Origin of the sequence: Enterobacter sp. 725m/11 (genome assembly GCF_011683705.1) — a bacterium.
In the GTDB taxonomy this organism is placed as follows: Bacteria; Pseudomonadota; Gammaproteobacteria; order Enterobacterales; family Enterobacteriaceae; genus Enterobacter; species Enterobacter bugandensis.
The window spans coordinates 18276-43947 of the sequence record NZ_JAAQOK010000023.1; the positions used below are offsets into that span (position 1 = coordinate 18276).

General features: G+C 53.5%; 25 protein-coding genes. 22 read left to right on the forward strand and 3 right to left on the reverse strand.

Going from position 1 to position 25672, the window contains the following annotated elements:
- Positions 1–86: 86 nt before the first annotated feature.
- The 21 genes from rsmG to phoU all read left to right on the forward strand — a co-directional run bounded on the left by rsmG (position 87) and on the right by phoU (position 21967).
- Positions 87–710, forward strand: coding sequence for a 16S rRNA (guanine(527)-N(7))-methyltransferase RsmG (gene rsmG / locus HBA26_RS11795; RefSeq protein WP_166720909.1), 624 nt, complete (start codon positions 87–89; stop codon positions 708–710).
- A gap of 616 nt (positions 711–1326) precedes the next feature.
- Positions 1327–1707 (forward strand): F0F1 ATP synthase subunit I, encoded by a 381-nt coding sequence (atpI, locus tag HBA26_RS11800; RefSeq protein ID WP_008500194.1) that lies wholly within the window; start codon positions 1327–1329, stop codon positions 1705–1707.
- Positions 1708–1715: 8 nt separating this feature from the next.
- Positions 1716–2531, forward strand: a complete 816-nt coding sequence (atpB, locus tag HBA26_RS11805; RefSeq protein WP_028014916.1) for a F0F1 ATP synthase subunit A — start codon at positions 1716–1718, stop codon at positions 2529–2531.
- A 49-nt stretch (positions 2532–2580) separates the two neighbouring features.
- Entirely contained in the window at positions 2581–2820 is a 240-nt protein-coding gene (atpE, locus tag HBA26_RS11810; protein ID WP_000429386.1) for a F0F1 ATP synthase subunit C, read from the forward strand.
- Positions 2821–2868: 48 nt separating this feature from the next.
- Complete coding sequence (atpF, locus tag HBA26_RS11815; RefSeq protein ID WP_003862370.1) at positions 2869–3339, forward strand: F0F1 ATP synthase subunit B; 471 nt, start codon at positions 2869–2871, stop codon at positions 3337–3339.
- Positions 3340–3353: 14 nt separating this feature from the next.
- Positions 3354–3887: a F0F1 ATP synthase subunit delta gene (gene atpH / locus HBA26_RS11820; protein WP_003862369.1), complete on the forward strand. Its 534-nt coding sequence runs from the start codon at positions 3354–3356 to the stop codon at positions 3885–3887.
- Positions 3888–3899: 12 nt separating this feature from the next.
- Positions 3900–5441 (forward strand): F0F1 ATP synthase subunit alpha, encoded by a 1542-nt coding sequence (atpA, locus tag HBA26_RS11825; RefSeq protein ID WP_003862367.1) that lies wholly within the window; start codon positions 3900–3902, stop codon positions 5439–5441.
- 51 nt (positions 5442–5492) lie between these two features.
- Positions 5493–6356 carry a F0F1 ATP synthase subunit gamma gene (atpG, locus tag HBA26_RS11830; RefSeq protein ID WP_003862364.1) on the forward strand — a complete coding sequence of 288 codons (864 nt, stop codon included), beginning with the start codon at positions 5493–5495 and terminating at the stop codon, positions 6354–6356.
- Between the two features lie 31 nt (positions 6357–6387).
- Positions 6388–7770: a F0F1 ATP synthase subunit beta gene (atpD, locus tag HBA26_RS11835; protein ID WP_003862362.1), complete on the forward strand. Its 1383-nt coding sequence runs from the start codon at positions 6388–6390 to the stop codon at positions 7768–7770.
- A gap of 20 nt (positions 7771–7790) precedes the next feature.
- Positions 7791–8210, forward strand: a complete 420-nt coding sequence (locus HBA26_RS11840; RefSeq protein WP_006177560.1) for a F0F1 ATP synthase subunit epsilon — start codon at positions 7791–7793, stop codon at positions 8208–8210.
- 138 nt (positions 8211–8348) lie between these two features.
- Complete coding sequence (gene glmU, locus HBA26_RS11845) at positions 8349–9719, forward strand: bifunctional UDP-N-acetylglucosamine diphosphorylase/glucosamine-1-phosphate N-acetyltransferase GlmU (RefSeq protein WP_126345644.1); 1371 nt, start codon at positions 8349–8351, stop codon at positions 9717–9719.
- Between the two features lie 224 nt (positions 9720–9943).
- Complete coding sequence (glmS, locus tag HBA26_RS11850; RefSeq protein ID WP_047366743.1) at positions 9944–11773, forward strand: glutamine--fructose-6-phosphate transaminase (isomerizing); 1830 nt, start codon at positions 9944–9946, stop codon at positions 11771–11773.
- 442 nt (positions 11774–12215) lie between these two features.
- Entirely contained in the window at positions 12216–12797 is a 582-nt protein-coding gene (locus tag HBA26_RS11855) for a chaperone-usher fimbrial major subunit (RefSeq protein WP_047366742.1), read from the forward strand.
- A gap of 70 nt (positions 12798–12867) precedes the next feature.
- Positions 12868–13554 (forward strand): fimbrial chaperone, encoded by a 687-nt coding sequence (locus HBA26_RS11860; RefSeq protein WP_047366741.1) that lies wholly within the window; start codon positions 12868–12870, stop codon positions 13552–13554.
- 17 nt (positions 13555–13571) lie between these two features.
- Positions 13572–16094, forward strand: a complete 2523-nt coding sequence (locus HBA26_RS11865) for a fimbria/pilus outer membrane usher protein (RefSeq protein ID WP_126345642.1) — start codon at positions 13572–13574, stop codon at positions 16092–16094.
- Positions 16095–16103: 9 nt separating this feature from the next.
- Positions 16104–17177, forward strand: coding sequence for a fimbrial protein StgD (gene stgD, locus HBA26_RS11870; protein WP_052954293.1), 1074 nt, complete (start codon positions 16104–16106; stop codon positions 17175–17177).
- A gap of 245 nt (positions 17178–17422) precedes the next feature.
- Positions 17423–18463 carry a phosphate ABC transporter substrate-binding protein PstS gene (pstS, locus tag HBA26_RS11875; protein ID WP_028014923.1) on the forward strand — a complete coding sequence of 347 codons (1041 nt, stop codon included), beginning with the start codon at positions 17423–17425 and terminating at the stop codon, positions 18461–18463.
- An 81-nt stretch (positions 18464–18544) separates the two neighbouring features.
- On the forward strand, positions 18545–19504 hold the full coding sequence (gene pstC / locus HBA26_RS11880) for a phosphate ABC transporter permease PstC (RefSeq protein WP_028014924.1): 960 nt from the start codon (positions 18545–18547) through the stop codon (positions 19502–19504).
- A complete protein-coding gene (gene pstA, locus HBA26_RS11885; RefSeq protein WP_014881893.1) occupies positions 19504–20394 on the forward strand; it encodes a phosphate ABC transporter permease PstA in 891 nt (296 codons plus the stop codon). Before pstC ends, pstA begins: the two co-directional genes overlap by 1 nt.
- Positions 20395–20441: 47 nt before the next feature.
- Complete coding sequence (gene pstB, locus HBA26_RS11890; RefSeq protein WP_010426574.1) at positions 20442–21215, forward strand: phosphate ABC transporter ATP-binding protein PstB; 774 nt, start codon at positions 20442–20444, stop codon at positions 21213–21215.
- 26 nt (positions 21216–21241) lie between these two features.
- Positions 21242–21967 carry a phosphate signaling complex protein PhoU gene (gene phoU / locus HBA26_RS11895; protein ID WP_003861153.1) on the forward strand — a complete coding sequence of 242 codons (726 nt, stop codon included), beginning with the start codon at positions 21242–21244 and terminating at the stop codon, positions 21965–21967.
- Between the two features lie 44 nt (positions 21968–22011).
- On the opposite strand, the gene yieH is transcribed toward phoU, so the two are convergent.
- Complete coding sequence (gene yieH, locus HBA26_RS11900) at positions 22012–22677, reverse strand: 6-phosphogluconate phosphatase (RefSeq protein WP_047366739.1); 666 nt, start codon at positions 22675–22677, stop codon at positions 22012–22014.
- Positions 22678–22842: 165 nt separating this feature from the next.
- Here yieH and adeP point away from each other — a divergent pair, with 165 nt between their 5' ends.
- On the forward strand, positions 22843–24180 hold the full coding sequence (gene adeP / locus HBA26_RS11905) for an adenine permease AdeP (RefSeq protein WP_028014926.1): 1338 nt from the start codon (positions 22843–22845) through the stop codon (positions 24178–24180).
- A 91-nt stretch (positions 24181–24271) separates the two neighbouring features.
- On the opposite strand, the gene HBA26_RS11910 is transcribed toward adeP, so the two are convergent.
- Positions 24272–24838, reverse strand: a complete 567-nt coding sequence (locus tag HBA26_RS11910; RefSeq protein WP_003861147.1) for an NADPH-dependent FMN reductase — start codon at positions 24836–24838, stop codon at positions 24272–24274.
- A 36-nt stretch (positions 24839–24874) separates the two neighbouring features.
- Entirely contained in the window at positions 24875–25621 is a 747-nt protein-coding gene (locus HBA26_RS11915) for a 4'-phosphopantetheinyl transferase (RefSeq protein ID WP_028014927.1), read from the reverse strand.
- Positions 25622–25672: the final 51 nt, after the last annotated feature.

Genomic DNA, 25672 nt, shown 5'->3' on the forward strand with positions numbered 1-25672 from the left:
GGCGCTTCGCTGACCCGCCCTACTTATTCGTAGGCCCGGTAAGCGGCAGCGCCACCGGGCAAAAAAACTCTCAACAGGTATTCACCGTGCTCAACAAACTCTCTCGTCTGCTGGATCAGGCAGGTATTTCGCTCACCGATCACCAGAAAAACCAGCTGGTGGCGTATGTCGATATGCTGAACAAATGGAATAAAGCGTACAACCTGACGTCTGTGCGCGATCCCAACGAGATGCTGGTTCGCCATATTCTCGATAGTATCGTGGTGGCGCCGTACCTGAGAGGTGAACGTTTTATCGACGTGGGGACGGGGCCGGGTTTGCCGGGCGTTCCGCTGTCGATTGTCCGACCCGAGAGCCATTTCACGCTGCTGGACAGCCTGGGCAAGCGCGTGCGCTTTTTACGCCAGGTTCAGCATGAACTGAAGCTCGATAACATCACGCCCGTACAGAGCAGGGTAGAGGAGTTTCCGGCAGAGCCGCCGTTTGACGGCGTTATCAGCCGTGCGTTTGCTTCGCTCAATGACATGGTGAGCTGGTGTAAGCATCTGCCGGCAGAAGATGGCCGTTTTTATGCGCTGAAAGGACAGCTGCCCGGTGATGAAATTGAACAGCTTCCGGACGGTTTTAGCGTTGAAACCATCGAGAAATTAAACGTTCCGCAGCTCGACGGTGAACGTCATCTGGTGATAATTAAGCCAAACAATTTTTAAAAAAATAATAAAAAATGTGGAATTTGTGCTGTTCTGAGTATGTTAAAAAACAGCACAACTACCCGGGATTAACCAGAGAGCGTTTAACCGCTTTTTTACCAGGGATTTTCTTGCGGTTAACCTCACGTCGATTATTCATCGCGAAGATAGTCAACTATGAAAATATCAGCCTGCTAAAAGTGGAAGGCTGTAACCAGAACGCAATGTTAATTATTTATTAAGAATGTCAATAAAAGGTTTTTATTGTGTACGGGGCTGTTTTGAAAATAGTTGCGATATTTTGTGTTTAATTTCAGAAAGATAATCCTGGGCGATTTACGGCTTTGATAAATACAACCTTATCGCAAATGTGTGTTTTGTGATCTCGTGCACGCTTTGTAGTCAACGTTTTCGCGCTGTTTGCAGTTTTGCTCGAAGGTCGGTGCTTTCTACGAAAGTTAAAAAATAGCGCTGGGGAAAAATATTTAAACATTTATTCACCTTTTCGCTACTTAATGTTTGAAATCACGGGTACGCACCGTATAATTTGTCCGCTTTTTGATGCTTGACTCTGAGCCTTAAAGGACGTTTTATACGACACGCGGCATACCTCGAAGGGAGCAGGAGTAAAAACGTGATGTCTGTGTCGCTCTTGAGTAGAAACGTTGCTCGTAAGCTTCTGTTCATTCAGTTTCTGGCTGTGATAGCAAGTGGACTGCTGTTTAGCCTCAAAGACCCCTTCTGGGGCATCTCCGCCGTGTGCGGGGGTTTGGCGGTCGTGCTGCCAAACGTGTTGTTTATGATTTTTGCCTGGCGTCATCAGGCGCATACACCCGCCAAAGGCCGCGTGGCCTGGTCCTTCGCCCTCGGCGAAGTGTGTAAGGTGTTGCTGACCTTTGCTCTACTGGTGATGGCGCTGGCGGTTTTGAAAGTGGTATTCATGCCGCTGATAGCAACGTGGGTTTTGGTGCTGGTGGTACAAGTTCTGGCTCCAGCTGTAATCAATAACAAAGGGTAAAAGGCATCATGGCTTCAGAAAATATGACGCCGCAGGATTACATAGGTCACCATCTGAATAACCTTCAGCTGGACCTGCGTACATTCTCGCTGGTGGATCCACATAACCCCCCGGCCACCTTCTGGACGATCAACATCGATTCCATGTTCTTCTCGGTGGTTTTGGGTCTTCTGTTCCTGGCCATGTTCCGCAGCGTTGCTAAAAAAGCGACCAGCGGTGTTCCAGGGAAATTCCAGACGTTCGTTGAGATGATCATCGGCTTCGTCCATGGCAGCGTGAAAGATATGTACCATGGTAAGAGCAAGCTGATTGCTCCGCTGGCCCTGACCGTGTTCGTTTGGGTCTTCCTGATGAACCTGATGGACCTGCTGCCAATTGACCTGCTGCCGTTCATCGGCGAGCACATCTTCGGCCTGCCTGCGCTGCGTGTTGTACCGTCTGCGGACGTGAACATCACCCTGTCTATGGCGCTGGGCGTGTTTATCCTGATTCTTTTCTACAGCATCAAAATGAAAGGCGTAAGCGGCTTTGTGAAAGAGCTTACCTTGCAGCCGTTCAACCACTGGGCGTTTATTCCGGTCAACCTGATCCTGGAAGGCGTTAGCCTGCTGTCCAAACCTGTTTCACTGGGTCTGCGACTGTTCGGCAACATGTATGCGGGTGAGCTGATTTTCATTCTGATCGCGGGTCTTCTGCCGTGGTGGTCACAGTGGGTTCTGAATGTGCCATGGGCCATTTTCCACATCCTGATCATTACGCTGCAAGCCTTTATCTTCATGGTTCTGACGATCGTCTATCTGTCGATGGCGTCTGAAGAGCACTGATTTTTTACCAACACTACTACGTTTTAATTGAAACAAACTGGAGACTGTCATGGAAAACCTGAATATGGATCTGCTGTACATGGCTGCCGCTGTGATGATGGGTCTGGCGGCTATCGGTGCTGCGATCGGTATCGGCATCCTCGGAGGTAAATTCCTGGAAGGCGCAGCGCGTCAACCTGATCTGATTCCTCTGCTGCGTACTCAGTTCTTTATCGTTATGGGTCTGGTGGATGCTATCCCAATGATCGCTGTAGGTCTGGGTCTGTACGTGATGTTTGCTGTCGCGTAGTAGTTGTTTTAAAACCCCAAGCCACAGAAATTTAAGAGGTATTGTGCTGTGAACATGAACGCAACAATCCTCGGCCAGGCCATCGCGTTTATTCTCTTTGTCTGGTTCTGCATGAAGTATGTATGGCCGCCTTTAATGGCTGCCATCGAAAAACGTCAGAAAGAAATTGCTGACGGTCTGGCTTCCGCAGAACGCGCTAAGAAAGATTTGGACCTTGCACAGGCCAACGCGACAGACCAGCTGAAAAAAGCGAAAGCTGAAGCTCAGGTAATCATTGAACAGGCTAACAAGCGCCGTTCTCAGATCCTGGACGAAGCCAAAGCTGAAGCAGAACAGGAACGTACTAAGATCGTGACACAGGCTCAGGCTGAAATTGAAGCTGAGCGTAAACGTGCTCGTGAAGAACTGCGTAAGCAGGTTGCGATTCTGGCTGTTGCTGGCGCCGAGAAGATCATCGAACGTTCCGTGGATGAAGCTGCTAACAGCGACATCGTGGACAAACTTGTCGCTGAACTGTAAGGAGGGAGGGGCTGATGTCTGAATTTGTTACGGTAGCTCGCCCCTACGCCAAAGCAGCTTTTGACTTTGCTGTCGAACACCAAAATGTCGATCGCTGGCAGAATATGCTGGCGTTTGCCGCTGAGGTGACGAAAAACGAACAAATGGCCGAGTTGCTTTCCGGTGCGTTAGCGCCTGAAACCCTCGCCGCGTCGTTTATCGCCGTGTGCGGAGAGCAACTGGATGCCAACGGCCAGAACCTGATTAAGGTGATGGCAGAAAATGGTCGTCTCCGTGTGCTCCCGGATGTTCTCGAGCAGTTTGAGCACTTACGTGCCCTTAGTGAAGCAACTGCAGAAGTCGAAGTGACTTCCGCGACTGAACTGAGTGACGAACAGCTTGCGAAAATCACCGCCGCGATGGAAAAACGTCTGTCACGCAAAGTTAAGCTGAATTGCAAAATCGATAAGTCTGTAATGGCAGGCGTAATCATCCGCTCGGGTGATATGGTCATTGATGGCAGCGTACGCGGCCGTCTTGAGCGCCTTGCAGACGTCTTGCAGTCTTAAGGGGACTGGAGCATGCAACTGAATTCCACCGAAATCAGCGAACTGATCAAGCAGCGCATTGCTCAGTTCAATGTTGTGAGTGAAGCTCACAACGAAGGTACTATTGTTTCTGTAAGTGACGGTGTTATCCGCATCCACGGCCTGGCCGATTGTATGCAGGGTGAGATGATTTCCCTGCCGGGTAACCGTTACGCTATCGCACTGAACCTGGAGCGCGACTCCGTAGGTGCAGTTGTGATGGGTCCATACGCTGACCTCGCCGAAGGCATGAAGGTTAAGTGTACTGGCCGTATTCTGGAAGTGCCGGTTGGCCGTGGCCTGCTGGGTCGCGTTGTTAACACCCTGGGTGCGCCAATCGACGGTAAAGGTCCGGTTGAGCACGATGGCTTCTCCCCAATCGAAGTTATCGCACCAGGCGTTATCGACCGTCAGTCCGTTGATCAGCCAGTGCAGACTGGTTATAAGTCCGTTGACGCCATGATCCCAATCGGTCGTGGTCAGCGTGAACTGATCATCGGTGACCGTCAGACCGGTAAAACCGCGATGGCAATCGACGCCATCATCAACCAGCGTGACTCCGGTATCAAATGTGTGTACGTGGCTATCGGCCAGAAAGCGTCCACCATTTCTAACGTGGTTCGTAAACTGGAAGAGCACGGCGCACTGTCTAACACCATCGTTGTGGTAGCAACCGCGTCTGAATCTGCTGCACTGCAATACCTGGCGCCATACGCCGGTTGCGCAATGGGCGAATACTTCCGTGACCGCGGTGAAGATGCGCTGATCGTATACGATGACCTGTCTAAACAGGCTGTTGCTTATCGTCAGGTTTCCCTGCTGCTCCGTCGTCCACCAGGACGTGAAGCATTCCCGGGCGACGTATTCTACCTCCACTCTCGTCTGCTGGAGCGTGCTTCCCGCGTTAACGCGGAATACGTCGAGAACTTCACCAAAGGTGAAGTGAAGGGCAAAACAGGTTCTCTGACCGCGCTGCCGATCATTGAAACCCAGGCGGGTGACGTTTCTGCGTTCGTTCCGACCAACGTAATCTCCATTACCGATGGTCAGATCTTCCTGGAAACCAACCTGTTTAACTCCGGTATTCGTCCGGCGGTTAACCCGGGTATCTCCGTATCCCGTGTTGGTGGTGCTGCTCAGACCAAGATCATCAAGAAACTGTCCGGTGGTATCCGTACCGCGCTGGCACAGTATCGTGAACTGGCTGCGTTCTCTCAGTTCGCATCCGATCTGGACGAAGCAACCCGTAAACAGCTGAGCCATGGTCAGAAAGTGACCGAGCTGCTGAAGCAGAAACAGTACGCTCCAATGTCTGTTGCTCAGCAGGGCCTGGTACTGTTCGCGGCTGAACGCGGTTACCTCGAAGATGTGGAACTGGCGAAAATCGGTAGCTTTGAAGCCGCTCTGCTGGCTTACGTCGACCGTGATCACGCTCCGCTGATGCAAGAGATCAACCAGACCGGTGGCTACAACGACGAAATCGAAGGCAAGCTGAAAGCTATCCTCGATTCCTTCAAAGCAACCCAATCCTGGTAATCGTCCGGCGGCTTGTCTCAGGGCAAGCCGCCTGGCATTGAGGAGAAGCTCATGGCCGGCGCAAAAGAGATACGTAGTAAGATCGCAAGCGTCCAGAACACGCAAAAGATCACTAAAGCGATGGAGATGGTCGCCGCTTCCAAAATGCGTAAATCGCAGGATCGCATGGCGGCCAGCCGTCCTTATGCAGAGACCATGCGCAAAGTGATTGGTCACCTTGCAAACGGTAATCTGGAATATAAGCACCCTTACCTGGAAGAACGCGACGTTAAGCGCGTGGGCTACCTGGTGGTGTCGACTGACCGTGGTCTGTGTGGCGGTTTGAACATTAACCTGTTCAAAAAACTGCTGGCGGATATGAAAGGCTGGTCTGATAAAGGCGTTCAGTGCGATCTGGCACTGATTGGCTCTAAAGGCGTCTCTTTCTTTAACTCCGTTGGTGGCAACATTGTCGCTCAGGTGACCGGTATGGGTGATAACCCGTCCCTGTCCGAACTGATCGGCCCGGTTAAAGTGATGTTGCAGGCCTACGATGAAGGCCGTCTGGACAGACTGTACGTTGTCAGCAACAAATTCATTAACACCATGTCTCAGGTTCCAACGCTCACTCAGATGCTGCCGTTACCGGCATCAGAAGATGACGAGCTGAAGCAGAAAGCCTGGGATTACCTGTATGAACCCGATCCGAAACCGCTGCTGGATACCCTGCTGCGTCGTTACGTTGAATCTCAGGTTTATCAGGGCGTTGTAGAAAACCTGGCCAGCGAGCAGGCCGCACGAATGGTGGCGATGAAAGCCGCGACCGATAATGGCGGCAGCCTGATTAAAGAGCTGCAGTTGGTTTACAACAAAGCTCGTCAGGCCAGCATTACTCAGGAACTCACCGAGATCGTCTCGGGGGCCGCCGCGGTTTAACCAGGTTTACGAATTACGTAGAGGATTCAAGATGGCTACTGGAAAGATTGTCCAGGTAATCGGCGCCGTGGTGGACGTCGAGTTCCCTCAGGACGCCGTACCACGCGTGTACGACGCGCTTGAGGTACAGAATGGTAACGAGAGCCTGGTGCTGGAAGTTCAGCAGCAGCTCGGCGGCGGTATCGTGCGTACCATCGCGATGGGTTCTTCCGACGGTCTGCGTCGTGGTCTGGAAGTTAAAGACCTTGAGCACCCGATCGAAGTCCCGGTAGGTAAAGCAACACTGGGTCGTATCATGAACGTATTGGGTCAGCCAATCGACATGAAAGGCGACATCGGTGAAGAAGAGCGTTGGGCTATCCACCGCGCGGCACCTTCCTACGAAGAGCTGTCCAGCTCTCAGGAACTGCTGGAAACCGGCATCAAAGTTATCGACCTGATGTGTCCGTTTGCGAAGGGCGGTAAAGTTGGTCTGTTCGGTGGTGCGGGTGTAGGTAAAACCGTAAACATGATGGAGCTGATCCGTAACATCGCGATCGAGCACTCCGGTTACTCCGTGTTTGCGGGCGTAGGTGAACGTACTCGTGAGGGTAACGACTTCTACCACGAAATGACCGACTCCAACGTTCTGGACAAAGTATCCCTGGTTTACGGCCAGATGAACGAGCCACCAGGAAACCGTCTGCGCGTTGCGCTGACTGGTCTGACGATGGCTGAGAAATTCCGTGACGAAGGCCGTGACGTTCTGCTGTTCGTTGATAACATCTATCGTTACACCCTGGCCGGTACCGAAGTATCTGCACTGCTGGGTCGTATGCCTTCAGCGGTAGGTTATCAGCCTACGCTTGCGGAAGAGATGGGTGTTCTTCAGGAACGTATCACTTCTACCAAAACCGGTTCTATCACCTCCGTTCAGGCGGTATACGTACCTGCGGATGACTTGACTGACCCATCTCCAGCAACCACCTTTGCGCACTTAGACGCAACCGTGGTACTGAGCCGTCAGATCGCGTCTCTGGGTATCTACCCGGCCGTTGACCCGCTGGACTCCACCAGCCGTCAGCTGGATCCACTGGTTGTTGGTCAGGAACACTACGACACCGCGCGTGGCGTACAGTCCCTGCTGCAGCGTTACCAGGAACTGAAAGACATCATCGCCATCCTGGGTATGGATGAACTGTCTGAAGAAGACAAACTGGTGGTAGCACGTGCGCGTAAGATCCAGCGCTTCCTGTCCCAGCCGTTCTTCGTTGCTGAAGTATTCACCGGTTCTCCGGGTAAATACGTTTCCCTGAAAGACACCATCCGTGGCTTTAAAGGCATCATGGAAGGCGAATACGATCACCTGCCAGAGCAGGCGTTCTACATGGTTGGTTCCATCGAAGAAGCCGTGGAAAAAGCCAAAAAACTTTAACGCCTTAATCGGAGGGTGATATGGCAATGACTTACCACCTGGACGTCGTCAGCGCAGAGCAACAAATGTTCTCTGGTCTGGTCGAGAAAATCCAGGTAACGGGCAGTGAAGGTGAACTGGGTATTTTCCCGGGTCACGCACCGCTGCTCACCGCCATTAAGCCTGGTATGATCCGCATCGTTAAACAGTTCGGTCACGAAGAGTTTATCTATCTGTCCGGCGGCATTCTTGAAGTGCAGCCTGGCAGTGTGACCGTTCTGGCCGATACCGCTATTCGTGGCCAGGATCTCGACGAAGCGCGAGCCCTGGAATCGAAGCGTAAGGCTGAAGAGCACATTAGCAGCTCTCATGGTGACGTGGATTACGCTCAGGCGTCTGCGGAGCTGGCCAAAGCGATCGCGAAACTGCGCGTTATCGAGTTGACCAAAAAAGCGATGTAACACCGGCTTGAAAAGCACAAAAGCCAGTCTGGATACCAGACTGGCTTTTTTTTTCATCCTTAATTCATGATGAAAAAGATGTAGAATTTTAGGCATCAAACGTTTTTACTTCTCACTCAAACTACCGTCAGGATGCGTATGTCAAACAGTGCGATGAGCGTGGTGATCCTTGCCGCTGGCAAAGGTACCCGCATGTATTCCGATCTGCCTAAAGTGCTCCACACGCTGGCAGGAAAGCCAATGGTGCAGCATGTCATTGATGCAGCGAATGAACTGGGTGCCCGTCAGGTTCACCTGGTCTACGGCCACGGCGGCGATCTGCTTAAAAAGACGCTGAGCGATGACGCGCTCAACTGGGTGCTTCAGGCTGAACAGCTGGGTACCGGTCATGCGATGCAGCAGGCTGCGCCGTTCTTTGCCGATGACGAAGATATTCTGATGCTCTACGGTGATGTTCCGCTGATCTCCGTTGAAACGCTGACTCGCCTGCGTGCAGCCAAGCCGCAGGGCGGCATCGGTTTATTGACCGTTGTGCTGGACGATCCAACGGGCTATGGCCGTATCACGCGTGAAAACGGCAACGTAACGGGTATCGTTGAACATAAAGATGCCAGTGATGAACAGCGCAAGATTCAGGAGATCAACACCGGCATCCTGATTGCCAATGGCGCGGACATGAAGCGCTGGCTCTCTCAGCTCGACAACAATAACGCGCAAGGTGAGTACTACATCACCGACATCATTGCGATGGCGTATCACGAAGGGCGTGAGATCGCCGCCGTTCATCCGGCGCGCATCAGCGAAACGGACGGCGTGAATAACCGCCTGCAGCTTTCCCGTCTTGAGCGTATTTATCAGTCCGAGCAGGCCGAAAAACTGCTGCTCGCGGGCGTGATGCTGCGCGATCCGGCGCGTTTCGATTTGCGCGGCACCGTGTCTCACGGGCGCGACGTTGAGATCGATACTAACGTTATCCTGGAAGGTAACGTCACGCTGGGTAACCGCGTCAAAATCGGCGCTGGCTGCGTGATTAAAAACAGCGCCATCGGCGACGACTGCGAAATCAGCCCGTACAGCGTGGTGGAAGATGCTCATCTTGAAGCAGCGTGTACCATCGGCCCGTTTGCGCGTCTGCGCCCGGGCGCTGAGCTGCTGGAAGGCGCGCACGTGGGCAACTTCGTGGAAATGAAAAAAGCGCGTCTGGGTAAAGGCTCGAAAGCCGGTCATTTGACCTATCTGGGCGACGCGGAGATTGGCGATAACGTGAATATTGGTGCAGGAACCATTACCTGTAACTATGACGGCGCCAATAAGTTTAAAACCATCATCGGCAATGACGTGTTCGTGGGCTCGGACACGCAGCTGGTGGCACCGGTTACCGTGGGTGACGGCGTGACCATTGCCGCCGGCACGACCGTCACGCGCGACGTAGCGGATAACGAGCTGGTGTTAAGCCGCGTGCCGCAGGTACACAAGCAGGGCTGGAAACGCCCGGTGAAGAAAAAGTAACAACAAGGCGGGTGGCGCTACGCTTACCCGCCCTACGATTGAGTAGGCCTGATAAGGCGTAGCCGTCATCAGGCAAACCCGGGAGAGGAGATAAATATATATCTCCCCCCACAAGCAGTACCCATAAAAATAACCCCACTCTCTACAAGGCTCGGGGCGCCCGGAAAGGGTAAATACAGGTCAGCGACAACGCAGGCATAATGCCTAAATTCGGAATCTAAAATATGTGTGGAATTGTTGGCGCAGTTGCGCAGCGTGATATTGCTGAAATCCTTCTCGAAGGTTTACGTCGTCTGGAATACCGTGGTTACGACTCTGCCGGTCTGGCTGTCGTGGATGCAGAAGGGCATATGACCCGTCTGCGTCGTCTCGGTAAAGTGCAGATGCTGGCCCAGGCCGCAGAAGAACACCCGCTGCACGGGGGTACCGGTATTGCGCACACCCGCTGGGCGACGCACGGCGAACCGTCTGAAGGTAACGCGCACCCGCATGTGTCTGAACACATCGTGGTGGTGCATAACGGCATTATCGAAAACCACGAACCGCTGCGCGAAGAACTGAAAGCGCGCGGCTATACCTTCGTCTCTGAAACCGACACCGAAGTGATTGCTCACCTGGTGCACTGGGAGCTGGCAAAGGGCGGTACGCTGCGTGATGCGGTGCTGCGCGCTATCCCTCAGCTGCGCGGTGCGTATGGTACGGTGATCATGGACTCCCGCGATCCATCTACCCTGCTGGCCGCGCGTTCCGGTAGCCCGATGGTTATCGGTCTGGGCATGGGTGAAAACTTTATCGCCTCCGATCAGCTGGCGCTCCTGCCAGTCACCCGTCGCTTTATCTTCCTGGAAGAGGGCGATATCGCGGAAGTGACGCGCCGCAGCGTGACCGTCTTCGACACCAAAGGCGAGCAGGTGAAGCGTCAGGAGATCGAATCTAACCTGCAGTACGACGCGGGCGACAAAGGCGCTTACCGTCACTACATGCAGAAAGAGATCTACGAGCAGCCGAACGCTATCAAAAACACTCTGACCGGGCGCATCAGCCACGGCGAGGTGGATCTGAGCGAGCTGGGGGCAAACGCCAACGAACTGCTCGGCAAGGTTGAACATATTCAGATCGTAGCCTGCGGTACCTCTTATAACTCTGGTATGGTCTCTCGCTACTGGTTTGAATCCCTGGCGGGCGTGCCGTGCGACGTGGAAATCGCGTCTGAGTTCCGCTATCGCAAGTCTGCGGTGCGTCGTAACAGCCTGATGATCACCCTTTCCCAGTCCGGCGAAACGGCGGATACGCTGGCAGCGCTGCGTCTGTCTAAGGAATTGGGTTATCTGGGCTCGCTGGCCATCTGTAACGTCCCGGGCTCATCCCTGGTGCGTGAGTCCGATCTGGCGCTGATGACCAAAGCGGGCACCGAAATCGGCGTGGCCTCCACCAAAGCGTTTACCACTCAGCTGACCGTTCTGCTGATGCTGGTGGCGAAGCTGGCGCGTCTGAAAGGCGAAGATGCTTCCGTTGAGCACGACATCGTTCACGGTCTCCAGGCGCTGCCGAGCCGTATTGAGCAGATGCTGTCTCAGGACAAACGCATTGAGGCGCTGGCGGAAGATTTCTCTGACAAACATCACGCCCTGTTCCTGGGTCGTGGCGATCAGTACCCGATTGCGCTGGAAGGCGCACTGAAGCTGAAAGAGATCTCCTACATCCACGCGGAAGCCTACGCGGCAGGCGAGCTCAAGCATGGCCCGCTGGCGCTGATTGACGCGGATATGCCGGTCATTGTTGTCGCACCGAACAACGAACTGCTGGAAAAACTGAAGTCTAATATCGAAGAGGTACGCGCCCGCGGCGGCGTGCTGTACGTCTTCGCTGATAAAGATGCCGGTTTCGCCAGCAGCGACAACATGCACATCATTGAGATGCCGCATGTGGAAGAGGTGATTGCACCGATCTTCTACACCGTTCCGCTGCAGCTGCTGGCTTACCACGTGGCGCTGATCAAAGGCACCGACGTTGACCAGCCGCGTAACCTGGCGAAATCGGTCACCGTAGAATAATCCCTTCTGTTAATGGCTACACGACGTGTAGCCATTTTTTCCTTACTTTTTCTCATCAGCTTTCTCTTTGCTATCAATCATCTTATTCTGACGCATTTCGTTACTTTATTGTGTGAATAATGAACGAGATTGCTTCCAGGCATTAGTATTTTCTATTTTGATCACTAAACGATCAGCTTTTATTAACGGAATCCTAAAAATGGTTTGTTTATAAAAGATGTGTCCTTTTTATGTGTATACTGAATAGGAATTTTAATGATAAAGCAAAAATAATATTATATTTGTTTTTCTCTATTATTATTCCAGCTATGGTTCGTCATTATTCCATTAATTTAAACTCCCCCCTTGAAGATCATTCTTCCCGAAGAATATTATTTCATCGCATTTGGGATGGCGTTGTCTTTATGATAAACGCAATATTGATTTAATTAATGGAGTTATCATGAAAAATAATGGAATTACGGTGGCGATTGCACTCGCATCGGCGTTAATGGCAGGACAATCATTTGCTGCGGATGGTACGGTTCATTTCCGCGGAGAGGTTATTGATTCAACGTGTGAAGTGACGCCTGATACCGCCGATCAGACGGTGAATATCGGCCGCGTTGCCAAAACGACGTTCTCCGGCATTGACTCAACGGCGTCAGTAAAAGATTTCCATATTAAACTGGAGAAATGCCCTGCAACCTATACTCAGGCAGCAGTTCGTTTTGACGGAACAGAAGATAAAGACACCATCGGCAAAGGATATTTGTCTATTGGCACGCCTGTTAACGGTGAAGCGGATACTGACGGTATTTACACCGGCGAAGGTGAAGCCGTTACGGCTACCGGCGTTGCAATCAAGCTCTTCAACCTGAACGATGATACGGCGATCCCGCTGTATAACAATTCAAATTATGTTGCTATCACCGACGGCAAAGCGGACATGGGCTTCAAAGCGAAGTTTGTGCAGACGCTGGCTACGGTTACGCCGGGTACAGCGAACGCGGATTCCCAGTTCACCATTGAATACCTGAAATAATCTTCAGCTGTTCGCCAGGAGCCTGTTTTATCCTTTTTGCAGGCTCCTCCACAGGATGTGAGGATAACTGATGTATTTACGGCGTTTGTTGACTCTGTTCATCATGCTCTCTTTTTCATTTTTAACACCCTTGTCGACGGCTGGCGTCATTATTGGCGGAACCCGCGTTGTTTATAGTAGCGATAAATCCGATGCGACAATTAGCATAAAAAATAACGAAGCGACTACGCCTTATCTCATACAGACGTGGGTCGATCCTTTTAAAGGCGATACTGCGTCGAATAAACCTCCTTTTACCGTTATTCCGCCGGTTTCAAGGCTGGAGGCCGGGCAGGAGAAAGTATTGCGCATCATGAAAGTGAAGGGCGAACTGCCTCACGATCGGGAATCGCTGTTCTGGCTCAACATCAAAAATATTCCGCCGTCCAGTTCAAACCCCAATTCGCTCGAAATTGCGATTAAGACGCGGATAAAACTTTTTTGGCGTCCGGCGACCCTGAATATCACGCCTGAACGGGCTGCGGCGAAGGTTAAATGGCGTGTTCAAAACCGGCAGCTCGTGATTGAAAATCCGAGCCCGCTACATATTAACGTTATGAATGTCACCGTCGATAAAAAAGACGTTCCCTTAAACATCATTCCCCCTTTTGACACCGTGCGTTTGCCGCTTCCGGAAGGGATTAACGGCCACGCGCTGGTCTGGCGTTTCGTTAACGATTTTGGGGCAATCAGTCAGGAAATTCACGTCACGCTGTAAACATAGGGATGTTTGATATGGGGTGTTTCCGTTTTTTCATTGCGCTGGCCTCGGGGGTATCTCTCGGCTTTTCAGGCGTGACGCTGGCAAAAGATATCTTTAACCCTGCGCTTCTTGAAATTGACCATCCGGTGGATGTTGATATCCACCAGTTTAACCGCGCCAATACGTTACCTGCGGGCTCTTATAAGGTTGATATTCATGTTAACGATGAGTTTATCGATAGCCGGGAGGTCACCTTTATTGAAGATAAGGCTGGCGATAGGCTGCATCCCTGTTTTAAGCACGTCAGGACGGTGCTTGCGGAGCTCGGGGCTAAGGTGGCGGCGATCGGTTCGCTGGATCGCCTGGACGAAAACGCCTGTGTGGACCCTACCCCGCTGATCCCTGGCGCCACATGGACGTTCGATACCGATAAGCTGCTGCTCAACGTCACGCTGCCGCAGATTTACATTGATACCACCGCCCGCGGCACCATCAATCCTGCCCGCTGGGATGAAGGTATTAATGCGTTGATGATGAACTATGACTTTTCCGGCTCCAGCACGTTGCAGTCTGATGATGACGACAATAGCGATTTCTACTATCTGAACCTGCGAAACGGGGCGAACATTGGCGCGTGGCGTTTACGCAATTACAGCACGCTAAACATCATTGACGGTCATTCGGATTACCATTCCATCAGCACCTATGTGCAGCGAAACCTCGCGACGTTACGCAGCCAGATCATGCTGGGTGATACCTGGACCGCGAGCGATGTCTTCGACAGTACCCAGGTGCGCGGCGTGCGCCTGTATACAGATGATGAAATGCTTCCTTCCAGCCTGACGGGCTTTGCGCCGGTCGTTCGGGGCGTAGCGAAAAGCAATGCGACGGTGATTATTCGGCAGAACGGCTACATCATTTACCAATCTGCCGTGCCGCAGGGACCGTTTGCGCTAAAAGATTTAAACACCACCAGCTCCGGCGGCGACCTGGACGTGACCATCAAAGAAGAAGACGGCAGTGAGCAACACTTCACGCAGCCCTACGCCTCGCTGGCCATCCTCAAGCGTGAAGATCAGACCGACGTCGATATCAGCGCGGGTGAACTGCGCGATCAAAGCGAATTCCAGCCCAACGTTTTTCAGGCGCAGATTCTGCACGGCTTTCCTGCCGGGATAACGGTTTACGGTGGCGTGCAGGCCGCGGAAGCGTATCGCTCGGCAGCGGTGGGGGTCGGCAAAGATATGGGGGCAGTTGGCGCGTTTTCCGTCGATATCACCCAGGCACGCGCGCAGTTTACGGACGAGGACTCAGAGGAGTCCGGCCAGTCCTGGCGTTTTCTCTATTCGAAACGGTTTGATGAGACGGATACCACGCTGAGGCTGGTGGGGTATCGCTACTCAACACAGGGCTACTACACCCTCAATGAATGGGCGTCACGCCAGAACAGTCAGCGCGATTTCTGGGTAACGGGCAACCGACGCAGCCGGCTTGAAGGGACCTGGACGCAGAATTTCGGCGATGGCATGGGGAACATTTATCTCACGCTGAGCCGCCAGCAGTACTGGAAAACCGACGAAGTTGAACGCCTGGTTCAGCTTGGCTACAGCAATGTCTGGCGGTCGCTTTCCTGGAACCTCTCCTGGAACTACAGCGATTCCATCACCACGGCGCAGAGCGCGGAGTATACAGATAGCGACGATCGAGAAAGCGAACAGGTTTTTATGCTGTCGTTCTCCGTGCCGCTGTCAGCATTGCTGCCGGACAGCTATGTGAGCTACGGCCTCACGCAGAATAACAGCGGAAAAGGAATGCACCAGCTTGGCCTGAACGGTACGGCGCTTGATAACCGTAATCTCTCCTGGAACCTCCAGCAGTCCTGGGATGCGGATGACAGTGTATACAGCAGCAGCGCGGGGGTGGGATATGACGGAACCTATGGTTCGGTTAACGGCAGCTATGACTACAACCAGGACAGCCAGCGGCTCAACTACGGCGCGCGCGGTGGGATCCTGCTGCATGGCGATGGAGTGACGTTCTCGCAGGAGATGGGCGAAACCGTGGCGCTGATTAAAGCACCCGGTGCAGCCGGTCTGGCAATGGAAAACGGCACCGGTACGGCAACCGACTGGCGAGGCTACACCGTTCAAACGCAGCTTAACGCTTACGATGAAAACCGTGTGGAAATTGAGAGCGGCTATTTTGAAAAAGCGAACGTCGAGCTGGAGAACAGCGTGCTTAACGTCATCCCCACGCGAGGTGCGGTGGTGCGGGCGGAATTTATCACCCACGTTGGCTATCGCGTGCTCTTTGAGGTCACACAGGCCAACGGCAAACCGGTTCCCTTTGGCGCAGTGGCGTCTGCCGAACTGGCGACGGGCAGCGTGTCGGGCATTACCGGCGAGAATGGCGAACTGTATCTTTCGGGCATGCCGGAAGAGGGAACGTTCACGCTGAAGTGGGGGAGTGAAAAGACAAAACCTTGCAAGGTCCATTATCAGTTCCCCAAACCAACGGGTGTTGAACTGGTTCAAACAGCGGTCGTGTGCCAATAGGGAAATGAGATGAAACGACGTATCACTTTTATAGCAGTCGCCATGCTGCTTTTTACCCCTTTTTCCCACGCTGCGACGACAGAAGGCGGGGTGTGTTTCGCCATCGGCGGCACCTATATTTTCAATCTGAATCTTAACGGGGCAGAAATACCGGCAGATAAAAACCAGGCGGGAACCGAGGTGCGCGATCTGACGACCCTGCAATCGCCTTCCCAGTATAAACTGGGATGTAACTGCCTGACCCATTTCACCACCACGTTTCGTAGCGTCTACTTCACCGCGCGTTCGCCCTTAAGCGTTAATACCGTTAAAAATGGATATACCTACTACAGGTTGAACGATCACCTCAGTATTGCGTCCTCTATTCACGTGCTGGGACGTGACTATCTCGCCGTTCCCTTTGAGGCGGAGCCCAATCGGGTGACGTCCGGTATCTACTGTTATACCTCCAGTGTAGAGGGCTCAGAGGCAACGCTTGATACCGGCTCTCAGGTAAAAATATCGTTTTTGATCGACAAGCCCTTTATTGGAAAAATTACCGTTCCGGGTACGACGATTGCCACGCTCTATGGCGGTATCGATGAAGCATCCTCTCTGGCAAGTACCGAGAAGCTCGCCGAAATAAAAATTGCCGGAGACATCGTGGTACCGCAAAACTGCGAGATTGCGCCGGGTCAGTCGCTGGAAATTGATTTTGGAAAAATTCCCGCCAGCGCGTTTTCAGCCACCAAAGGCGAGGCGGTCGGTAGCCGCAAAATCCGCAAGATGATACAGGTGAAATGTACCGGCATGCTGGATGAGAACATCGTCCGATCCGCTTTCCATGCCGATCCCGTTGACGCTGACGCCACGATGATGAAAGTGAACGGCAATGATGATGTAGGGATCGTTATTTATGATAAATGGGACCGCGTCGTCAACGTCAATGGGGGGAGCATGGAGATGGATATGGGAGCCAACCAGGGGGGCGCCGAAGTTAACTCACTCACCTTCTCTGCTGCCCCGGCCAGCGCGACGGGGAGTATTCCGAAGCCCGGCGCCTTTGAAGCCTGGGCAACCGTGACCTTCGAAATTCAAAATTAATAACAACGGCTGTTTATGACAGCCGTTGTCATATTCACATCTTTGAACCAGGCTTAACGTATCTCAGTGTGACATTATCATGACAGGGATATGATTTTATTTGTATTAAAATCATTACCTTAACTCAAACACGTTGATTGTCATAAAACTGTCATATTTCGTACATTTATCTGTCACCTGTTTGTCCTATTTTGCTCATCGTAGCCACTTAAACAATGATTTACGAAATCCTTGCAGGAGACATTATGAAAGTTATGCGTACCACTGTCGCAACTGTTGTCGCCGCGACCTTATCTCTGAGCGCTTTCTCTGCTTTTGCAGCAGCAAGCCTGACTGGCGCTGGTGCAACCTTCCCTGCGCCGGTGTATGCCAAATGGGCGGATACCTACCAGAAAGAAACCGGTAACAAGGTGAACTATCAGGGTATCGGCTCCTCCGGTGGCGTAAAACAAATTACCGCGAATACCGTTGATTTCGGCGCATCCGACGCTCCGCTGTCTGATGAAAAACTGAATCAGGAAGGCCTGTTCCAGTTCCCGACCGTGATCGGCGGCGTTGTGCTGGCCGTTAACATCCCTGGCCTGAAATCAGGCGAGCTGGTGCTGGACGGCAAAACCCTGGGCGACATCTACCTGGGCAAAATCAAAAAATGGGATGACGAAGCCATCACTAAGCTGAACCCGGGCGTTAAGCTGCCTTCGCAGAACATCGCTGTGGTTCGCCGTGCTGACGGCTCTGGTACCTCCTTCGTGTTCACCAGCTACCTGGCAAAAGTGAACGAAGAGTGGAAATCGAAAGTCGGCTCCGGCTCTACCGTTAACTGGCCAACCGGTCTGGGCGGTAAAGGTAACGACGGCATCGCTGCCTTCGTACAGCGTCTGCCTGGCTCTATCGGTTACGTAGAATACGCTTACGCGAAGCAGAACAACCTGGCTTACACCAAACTGGTTTCTGCTGACGGCAAACCGGTTAGCCCAACTGAAGAGAACTTCGCTAACGCAGCGAAAGGCGCTGACTGGAGCAAATCCTTCGCACAGGATCTGACTAACCAGAAAGGCGACAACGCGTGGCCAATCACTTCTACAACGTTCATTCTGATTCACAAAGATCAGAAGAAACCAGAGCAAGGTACTGAAGTGCTGAAGTTCTTTGACTGGGCATACAAAAACGGCGGCAAACAGGCTAACGACCTGGATTACGCCAGCCTGCCAGACAGCGTGGTTGAGCAGATTCGTGCTGCATGGAAAACCAACGTGAAAGACAGCAGCGGTAAAGCATTGTATTAATTTAGCATTCTGACGAAAATGGCGGGTGGCGCTTGCGCTTACCCGCCGATTTCGTAAACGCGTTTAACAGAAGAGTGATTTATGGCTGCAACCAAGCCTGCATTTAACCCTCCGGGTAAAAAAGGTGACATGATTTTCGGCGCGCTGGTCAAACTGGCTGCGCTGATTGTGCTATTGCTGCTGGGCGGCATTATCGTGTCTCTGATTTTCTCCTCCTGGCCGAGCATTCAGAAATTCGGTTTCTCCTTCCTGTGGACCAAAGAGTGGGACGCGCCGAACGATATCTACGGTGCGCTGGTGCCGATTTACGGTACGCTGGTGACCTCGTTCATCGCCCTGCTGATTGCTGTTCCGGTAAGTTTCGGTATCGCGCTGTTCCTGACGGAACTGGCGCCGGGCTGGCTGCGTCGCCCGCTGGGTATTGCCATCGAACTGCTGGCGGCCATCCCAAGTATCGTATACGGCATGTGGGGCCTGTTTATCTTTGCGCCGCTGTTTGCCACGTACTTCCAGGAGCCGGTAGGTAATGTTCTCTCCGCTGTTCCGTTTGTGGGAGCCCTGTTCTCTGGCCCGGCATTCGGTATCGGTATTCTGGCGGCAGGTGTGATCCTCGCCATCATGATTATTCCGTACATTGCGGCGGTAATGCGCGATGTCTTCGAACAAACCCCGGTGATGATGAAAGAGTCGGCCTACGGCATCGGCTGTACCACCTGGGAAGTTATCTGGCGCATTGTCCTTCCGTTCACCAAAAATGGGGTGATCGGCGGCGTAATGCTGGGCTTAGGTCGCGCGCTGGGTGAAACTATGGCGGTCACCTTTATCATCGGTAACACCTACCAGCTCGACAGCGCTTCACTCTATATGCCGGGTAACAGTATTACCTCCGCGCTGGCAAACGAATTTGCCGAAGCGGAATCCGGGCTTCACGTCGCAGCGCTGATGGAACTGGGTCTGATTCTGTTCGTTATCACCTTCATTGTTCTGGCGATTTCCAAGCTGATGATCCTGCGTCTCGCGAAAAATGAGGGGGCACGCTGATGGCAACTCTCGAAATGCAAAGCACCGCTCAGCTTGCCGAATCCCGCCGCAAAATGCAGGCGAAGCGTCGTTTTAAAAACCGCATTGCGCTGACGCTTTCCATGGCAACGATGGCATTCGGCCTGTTCTGGCTGATCTGGATCCTGATGTCCACCATCACCCGTGGTATTGATGGAATGTCTCTGGCGCTGTTCACCGAGATGACGCCGCCGCCAAATACGGCGGGTGGTGGTCTGGCGAACGCCCTGGCGGGCAGCGGCCTGCTGATCCTGTGGGCGACCGTTTTCGGTACGCCGCTGGGCATCATGGCCGGCATCTACCTGGCCGAGTACGGGCGTAAATCCTGGCTGGCAGAGGTGATTCGCTTCATTAACGACATCCTGCTTTCCGCTCCGTCGATTGTCGTGGGCCTGTTTGTTTACACCATCGTAGTCGCGCAAATGGAACACTTCTCTGGCTGGGCGGGCGTAATTGCGCTGGCGCTGCTGCAGGTGCCTATCGTCATTCGTACCACCGAAAACATGCTGAAACTGGTGCCGGATAGCCTGCGTGAAGCAGCTTACGCGCTGGGTACGCCGAAATGGAAAATGATTTCTGCGATCACCCTCAAAGCGTCGGTCTCCGGGATCATGACCGGTATCCTGCTGGCTATCGCCCGTATTGCCGGTGAAACGGCACCGCTGCTGTTTACTGCCCTCTCCAACCAGTTCTGGAGCACGGACATGATGCAGCCGATCGCCAACCTGCCGGTGACGATCTTTAAATTTGCGATGAGCCCATTCGCGGAATGGCAGCAGCTGGCCTGGGCCGGGGTGCTGATCATCACCCTTTGCGTACTGTTGCTGAACATTCTGGCGCGCGTCATTTTCGCGAAGAAGAAACACGGTTAATTTTTTACGGCGCGGCAGCTCGCGGCGTCGAATGAGGAAATGAGTCAATGAGTATGGTTGATACTGCCCCGGGTAAGATTCAGGTTCGTGATTTGAACTTCTACTACGGCAAATTCCATGCCCTGAAGAACATCAACCTGGATATCGCGAAGAACCAGGTCACGGCATTCATCGGTCCGTCTGGCTGTGGCAAGTCCACGCTGTTGCGTACCTTTAACAAAATGTATTCGCTCTATCCGGAGCAGCGCGCTGAAGGTGAAATTATCCTGGATGGCGAAAACATTCTGACCCAGGCCCAGGATATCGCCCTGCTGCGTGCCAAAGTGGGGATGGTGTTCCAGAAACCGACGCCGTTCCCGATGTCCATCTATGACAACATCGCGTTTGGCGTTCGCCTGTTTGAGAAGCTCTCCCGTGCGGACATGGACGAGCGCGTGCAGTGGGCATTGACCAAGGCCGCATTATGGAACGAAACCAAAGATAAACTTCATCAGAGCGGGTACTCTCTCTCCGGTGGTCAACAGCAGCGTCTGTGCATTGCGCGCGGTATCGCCATCCGCCCGGAAGTCTTGCTGCTGGATGAACCATGTTCAGCGCTGGACCCGATCTCAACCGGCCGTATTGAAGAGCTGATCACCGAGCTGAAGCAGGATTACACCGTGGTTATCGTGACCCACAACATGCAGCAGGCTGCGCGTTGCTCAGATCACACGGCGTTTATGTACCTGGGCGAGTTGATTGAGTTCAGCGATACGGACGCGCTGTTCACCCGGCCCGCGAAGAAACAAACCGAAGATTATATTACTGGCCGCTACGGTTGATTTGCCTTAGTGCATGTGGAGAAACCATGGACAACCTCAATCTTAATAAACACATTTCAGGCCAGTTCAACGCAGAGCTGGAAAGTATTCGCACGCAGGTGATGACCATGGGTGGCATGGTTGAGCAGCAGCTTTCTGATGCGATTACGGCAATGCATAACCAGGACAGCGAGTTGGCGAAGCGCGTCATCGAAGGCGACCATAACGTCAACATGATGGAAGTGGCGATCGACGAAGCCTGCGTGCGTATTATCGCCAAGCGTCAGCCGACCGCGAGCGACCTGCGTCTGGTAATGGCGATCATTAAAACCATCGCCGAGCTGGAACGTATTGGTGACGTGGCGGATAAAATCTGCCGCACCGCGCTGGAGAAGTTTTCCCAGCAGCATCAGCCGCTGCTGGTGAGCCTGGAGTCGCTGGGCCGCCACACCGTGCAGATGCTGCACGACGTGCTGGATGCCTTTGCGCGTATGGATCTGGATGAAGCGGTGCGTATCTACCGTGAAGACAAGAAAGTCGACCAGGAGTATGAAGGCATTGTGCGTCAGCTGATGACCTACATGATGGAAGATTCCCGTACCATCCCAAGCGTGCTGACGGCCCTGTTCTGCGCGCGCTCAATCGAGCGTATCGGCGACCGCTGCCAGAACATTTGCGAATATATTTTCTACTTCGTGAAGGGTCAGGACTTCCGTCACGTGGGCGGCGACGAGCTGGACAAGCTGCTGGCGGGTAAAGATCCGAAAGAGTGATGTTTGTGGCGGGTGGCGTTGGCGCTTACCCGCCCTACGTTAGCTTAACGCGTAATATCCCACCCGCGGGCCTTCCACAACTCTGGCAATTGCGCCAGATCGGTAAAGGTCGTCACTTTTGGATGATCGATCGGCTTGTTGTGCGGATCGGCACAGAAGTAAAACACCTCCATCCCCGCATCAATCCCCGACTGGGCGCCCGCAGGCGAGTCATCCACCAGAATGCAGTTCTCCACGTTGACGTTCATCGCTTTCGCCGCGTGGAACATCAGCGCCGGATCGGGCTTCCAGCGCTGGATATCGTAGCCGCTGAACAGTTTTTCCGGAAAGTGGTGCAGCATTTCAAGCTTGCCCAGTGAATGCTGCATTTTGCTGACCGGACCGTTGGAAACTACGCAGATTGGCACCGTCATCGCATCCAGCAGCGCGTTAGCCCCGGCAATAACGTCCAGTTCTGAGTCAAAGAGGCGTGCGACCTCGGCGCGGTACACTGGTTCCAGCTCCGCTTTCGCCAGATCCACCCCGTGCTCTTCGTTAATGATGTCGATGATCTCGTACAGCTTCACGCCCTTAAAGCGTTTGAACACCTCTTCGAGATCGAGCGTAATGCCAAATTCCTGGAACATGGCGACATACGCGCGGGAACAAATGACCTCACTGTCGACCAGCGTACCGTCACAGTCGAAAAATACCGCTTCAATTCCGGACATGCCCTTCCCTTTTAACAAGTTTAACGTTTACGTACGACAGATTTACGAGACGCAATCGTTGCCGTATAAGCATAATCAATGAAAAAAGTATCCCGTAACCGCCACTATTGTCGCATTTTGGTATAGGATAGCGACGAATTTTCCCTCCTTGTTCGGAAATTGATGATGAGTCAACAACACACAACCCAGACATCTGGTCAGGGTCTGCTTGAGCGCGTATTCAAACTGCGCGAGCACGGCACAACGGCACGCACCGAAGTGATCGCCGGTTTCACCACCTTCCTGACGATGGTCTATATCGTTTTTGTGAACCCGCAAATTCTGGGCGTCGCTGGCATGGACACCAGCGCCGTCTTTGTTACCACCTGTCTGATCGCGGCCCTTGGCAGCATTCTGATGGGCGTTTTCGCTAACCTGCCTGTGGCGCTGGCACCCGCTATGGGCCTGAATGCGTTCTTCGCGTTCGTGGTGGTTCAGGCGATGGGCCTGCCGTGGCAGGTTGGTATGGGCGCTATCTTCTGGGGTGCGGTCGGCCTGCTGCTGCTGACCATCTTCCGCGTCCGCTACTGGATGATTGCCAATATCCCGGTGAGCCTGCGCGTGGGTATCACCAGCGGTATCGGTCTGTTCATCGGCATGATGGGGCTGAAAAACGCCGGTGTGATCGTGGCGAACCCGGAAACGCTGGTGAGCATCGGTAACCTGACCTCGCACAGCGTGCTGCTGGGCGTGCTGGGCTTCTTCATCATCGCGATCCTGGCGTCGCGCAACATCCACGCTGCGGTGCTGGTCTCTATCATCGTGACCACGCTGCTGGGCTGGATGCTGGGTGACGTGCATTACAGCGGTATTGTCTCTGCGCCGCCGAGCGTCTCTACCGTGATTGGTCACGTTGACCTGGCGGGTTCCCTGAACCTGGGCCTGGCGGGCGTGATCTTCTCCTTCATGCTGGTCAACCTGTTTGACTCCTCCGGTACGCTGATTGGCGTGACGGACAAAGCGGGTCTGGCTGACGAGAAAGGCAAATTCCCGCGCATGAAGCAGGCGCTGTATGTGGACAGCATCTCGTCCGTCGCCGGCTCTTTCATCGGCACCTCATCTGTTACCGCTTACATTGAATCCTCTTCCGGCGTGTCCGTGGGTGGCCGTACCGGCCTGACGGCGGTGGTGGTGGGTATCCTGTTCCTGCTGGTGATCTTCCTCTCTCCGCTGGCGGGTATGGTTCCACCGTATGCGGCTGCCGGCGCGCTGATTTACGTGGGCGTGCTGATGACCTCGAGCCTGGCGCGCGTGAAGTGGGAAGATTTAACCGAAGCGGTGCCGGCCTTTATTACCGCCGTGATGATGCCGTTCAGCTTCTCGATCACCGAAGGTATCGCGCTGGGCTTTATCTCTTACTGCGTAATGAAGATCGGTACCGGCCGCTTCCGCGAACTCAGCCCGTGCGTGATTATCGTTGCGCTGCTGTTTGTGTTGAAGATTGTGTTTATTGACGCGCACTAAGGTGCGGTTTGTGGTGTCAGGTGGCGCTTCGCTTACCTGACCTACAGACGAGTGTAGGCCCGTTAAGCGCTAGCGCCACCGGGCTTTTTTATCAGGCTTTAACCCGCTTAATATAATCACCAAACGCGGTCAGCTGGCCAGAGAGATGGTCACGCGTGCTCTGATCCACCACTTCACCCGTCTGCGGGTCGACCTTGTTTTGAATCACACCGCCCATAAATTCCGGCTTGTTCATCACCATCGCATCCAGGAACACCAGGATCTGACGCAGGTGATACTGGCAGCGTGCGCCACCAATCGCGCCCATTGAGCTGGTCTGGATCAGCACCGGTTTGCCAGACAGCGGCTGCTCCGGTAAACGGGATAACCAGTCAATCGCGTTCTTCAGGCCACCCGGCACCGAGTAGTTATACTCCGGCGTGACAATGACCACACCGTCGGCCTGGCGGATCTGCTCGGCTATCGCCTCCACGCTCTGCGGGAACCCCTCTTCCTGCTGGACATCTGCATCATACAGCGGGATATCGCCAATAGATGGCAGGGCGCTAATTTCCATACCTGCCGGGGCCAGCTGCGGCAGCGTGCGGGCAACCATTCCGTTAAATGAACCTTTGCGCAGGCTTCCCAGTAACGTAACTACTTTCAACGTATCAGACATGATTACTCCTGTTTCATCATGATGACCCTGATTGGATCAGCTATGGGTAAATGCTTTTTCTGCCGGTAAACTGGTTAAACGCATCAGGCGTGCGGCGGGCTCGTTGGCGCGCTCGGGCACATCCGGAAGGCTACTCCATCCCTCTTTACTGTCAAATTCCCAAATCTTTAGCCGTTCGATGGCTGGGCTAACTGCAACAGACCATATCAACACATCTTCTGCATCGCTGAGCGCCTCTACAAGCGTAGCTTTAGCGGCACGCAGGCGTCCGGAGCCGGGCAACAATTGCAACAGGCTGGCGTCGTCTGAAGCGCATCCGCAGAGCTTGCGAATACTCTGGCGCAGGGTGATGAGCTGGGCTCTGGCCTCGACGGAGTCGTTCTGGTTGCGTACCCACAGCTTCTCATTACTGGAGAGCGGGTAGTCATCGTGCGGGCTTGCGCCGTGGAAGCTCCGCGTTGCACGCTGAAGCTCCATATCCAGCCCGCAATCCCCTTCGGTGGTCAGCGCCACGCCAATGATATTGCCCGTATAGGCAATGGAAAAACGGGGGAGTTCCGGGTCAGCAAAGACCGGGCGGCCTTCAGGTTGCGTGATGATCTCCGGCAGTTCGCTGGTGCCGTACAGCATAAACAGCAGTTCTGCGAGAAGTGCTCTCGAGGCTAAAAACCGCGTCCTGCGGTGTTCGGGGAGTTTGAGCGCCTCACTGTGACAGGCTGAAGAGAGTCTGGCCGATACGAGACGTCCTTCTGTAAGTATCCCTCTTGCAAAGTGCGTTGCCATTTTTCGCTCCTTGATAATGGTCGTAATCGGTTAAACGGTTACATGATTATC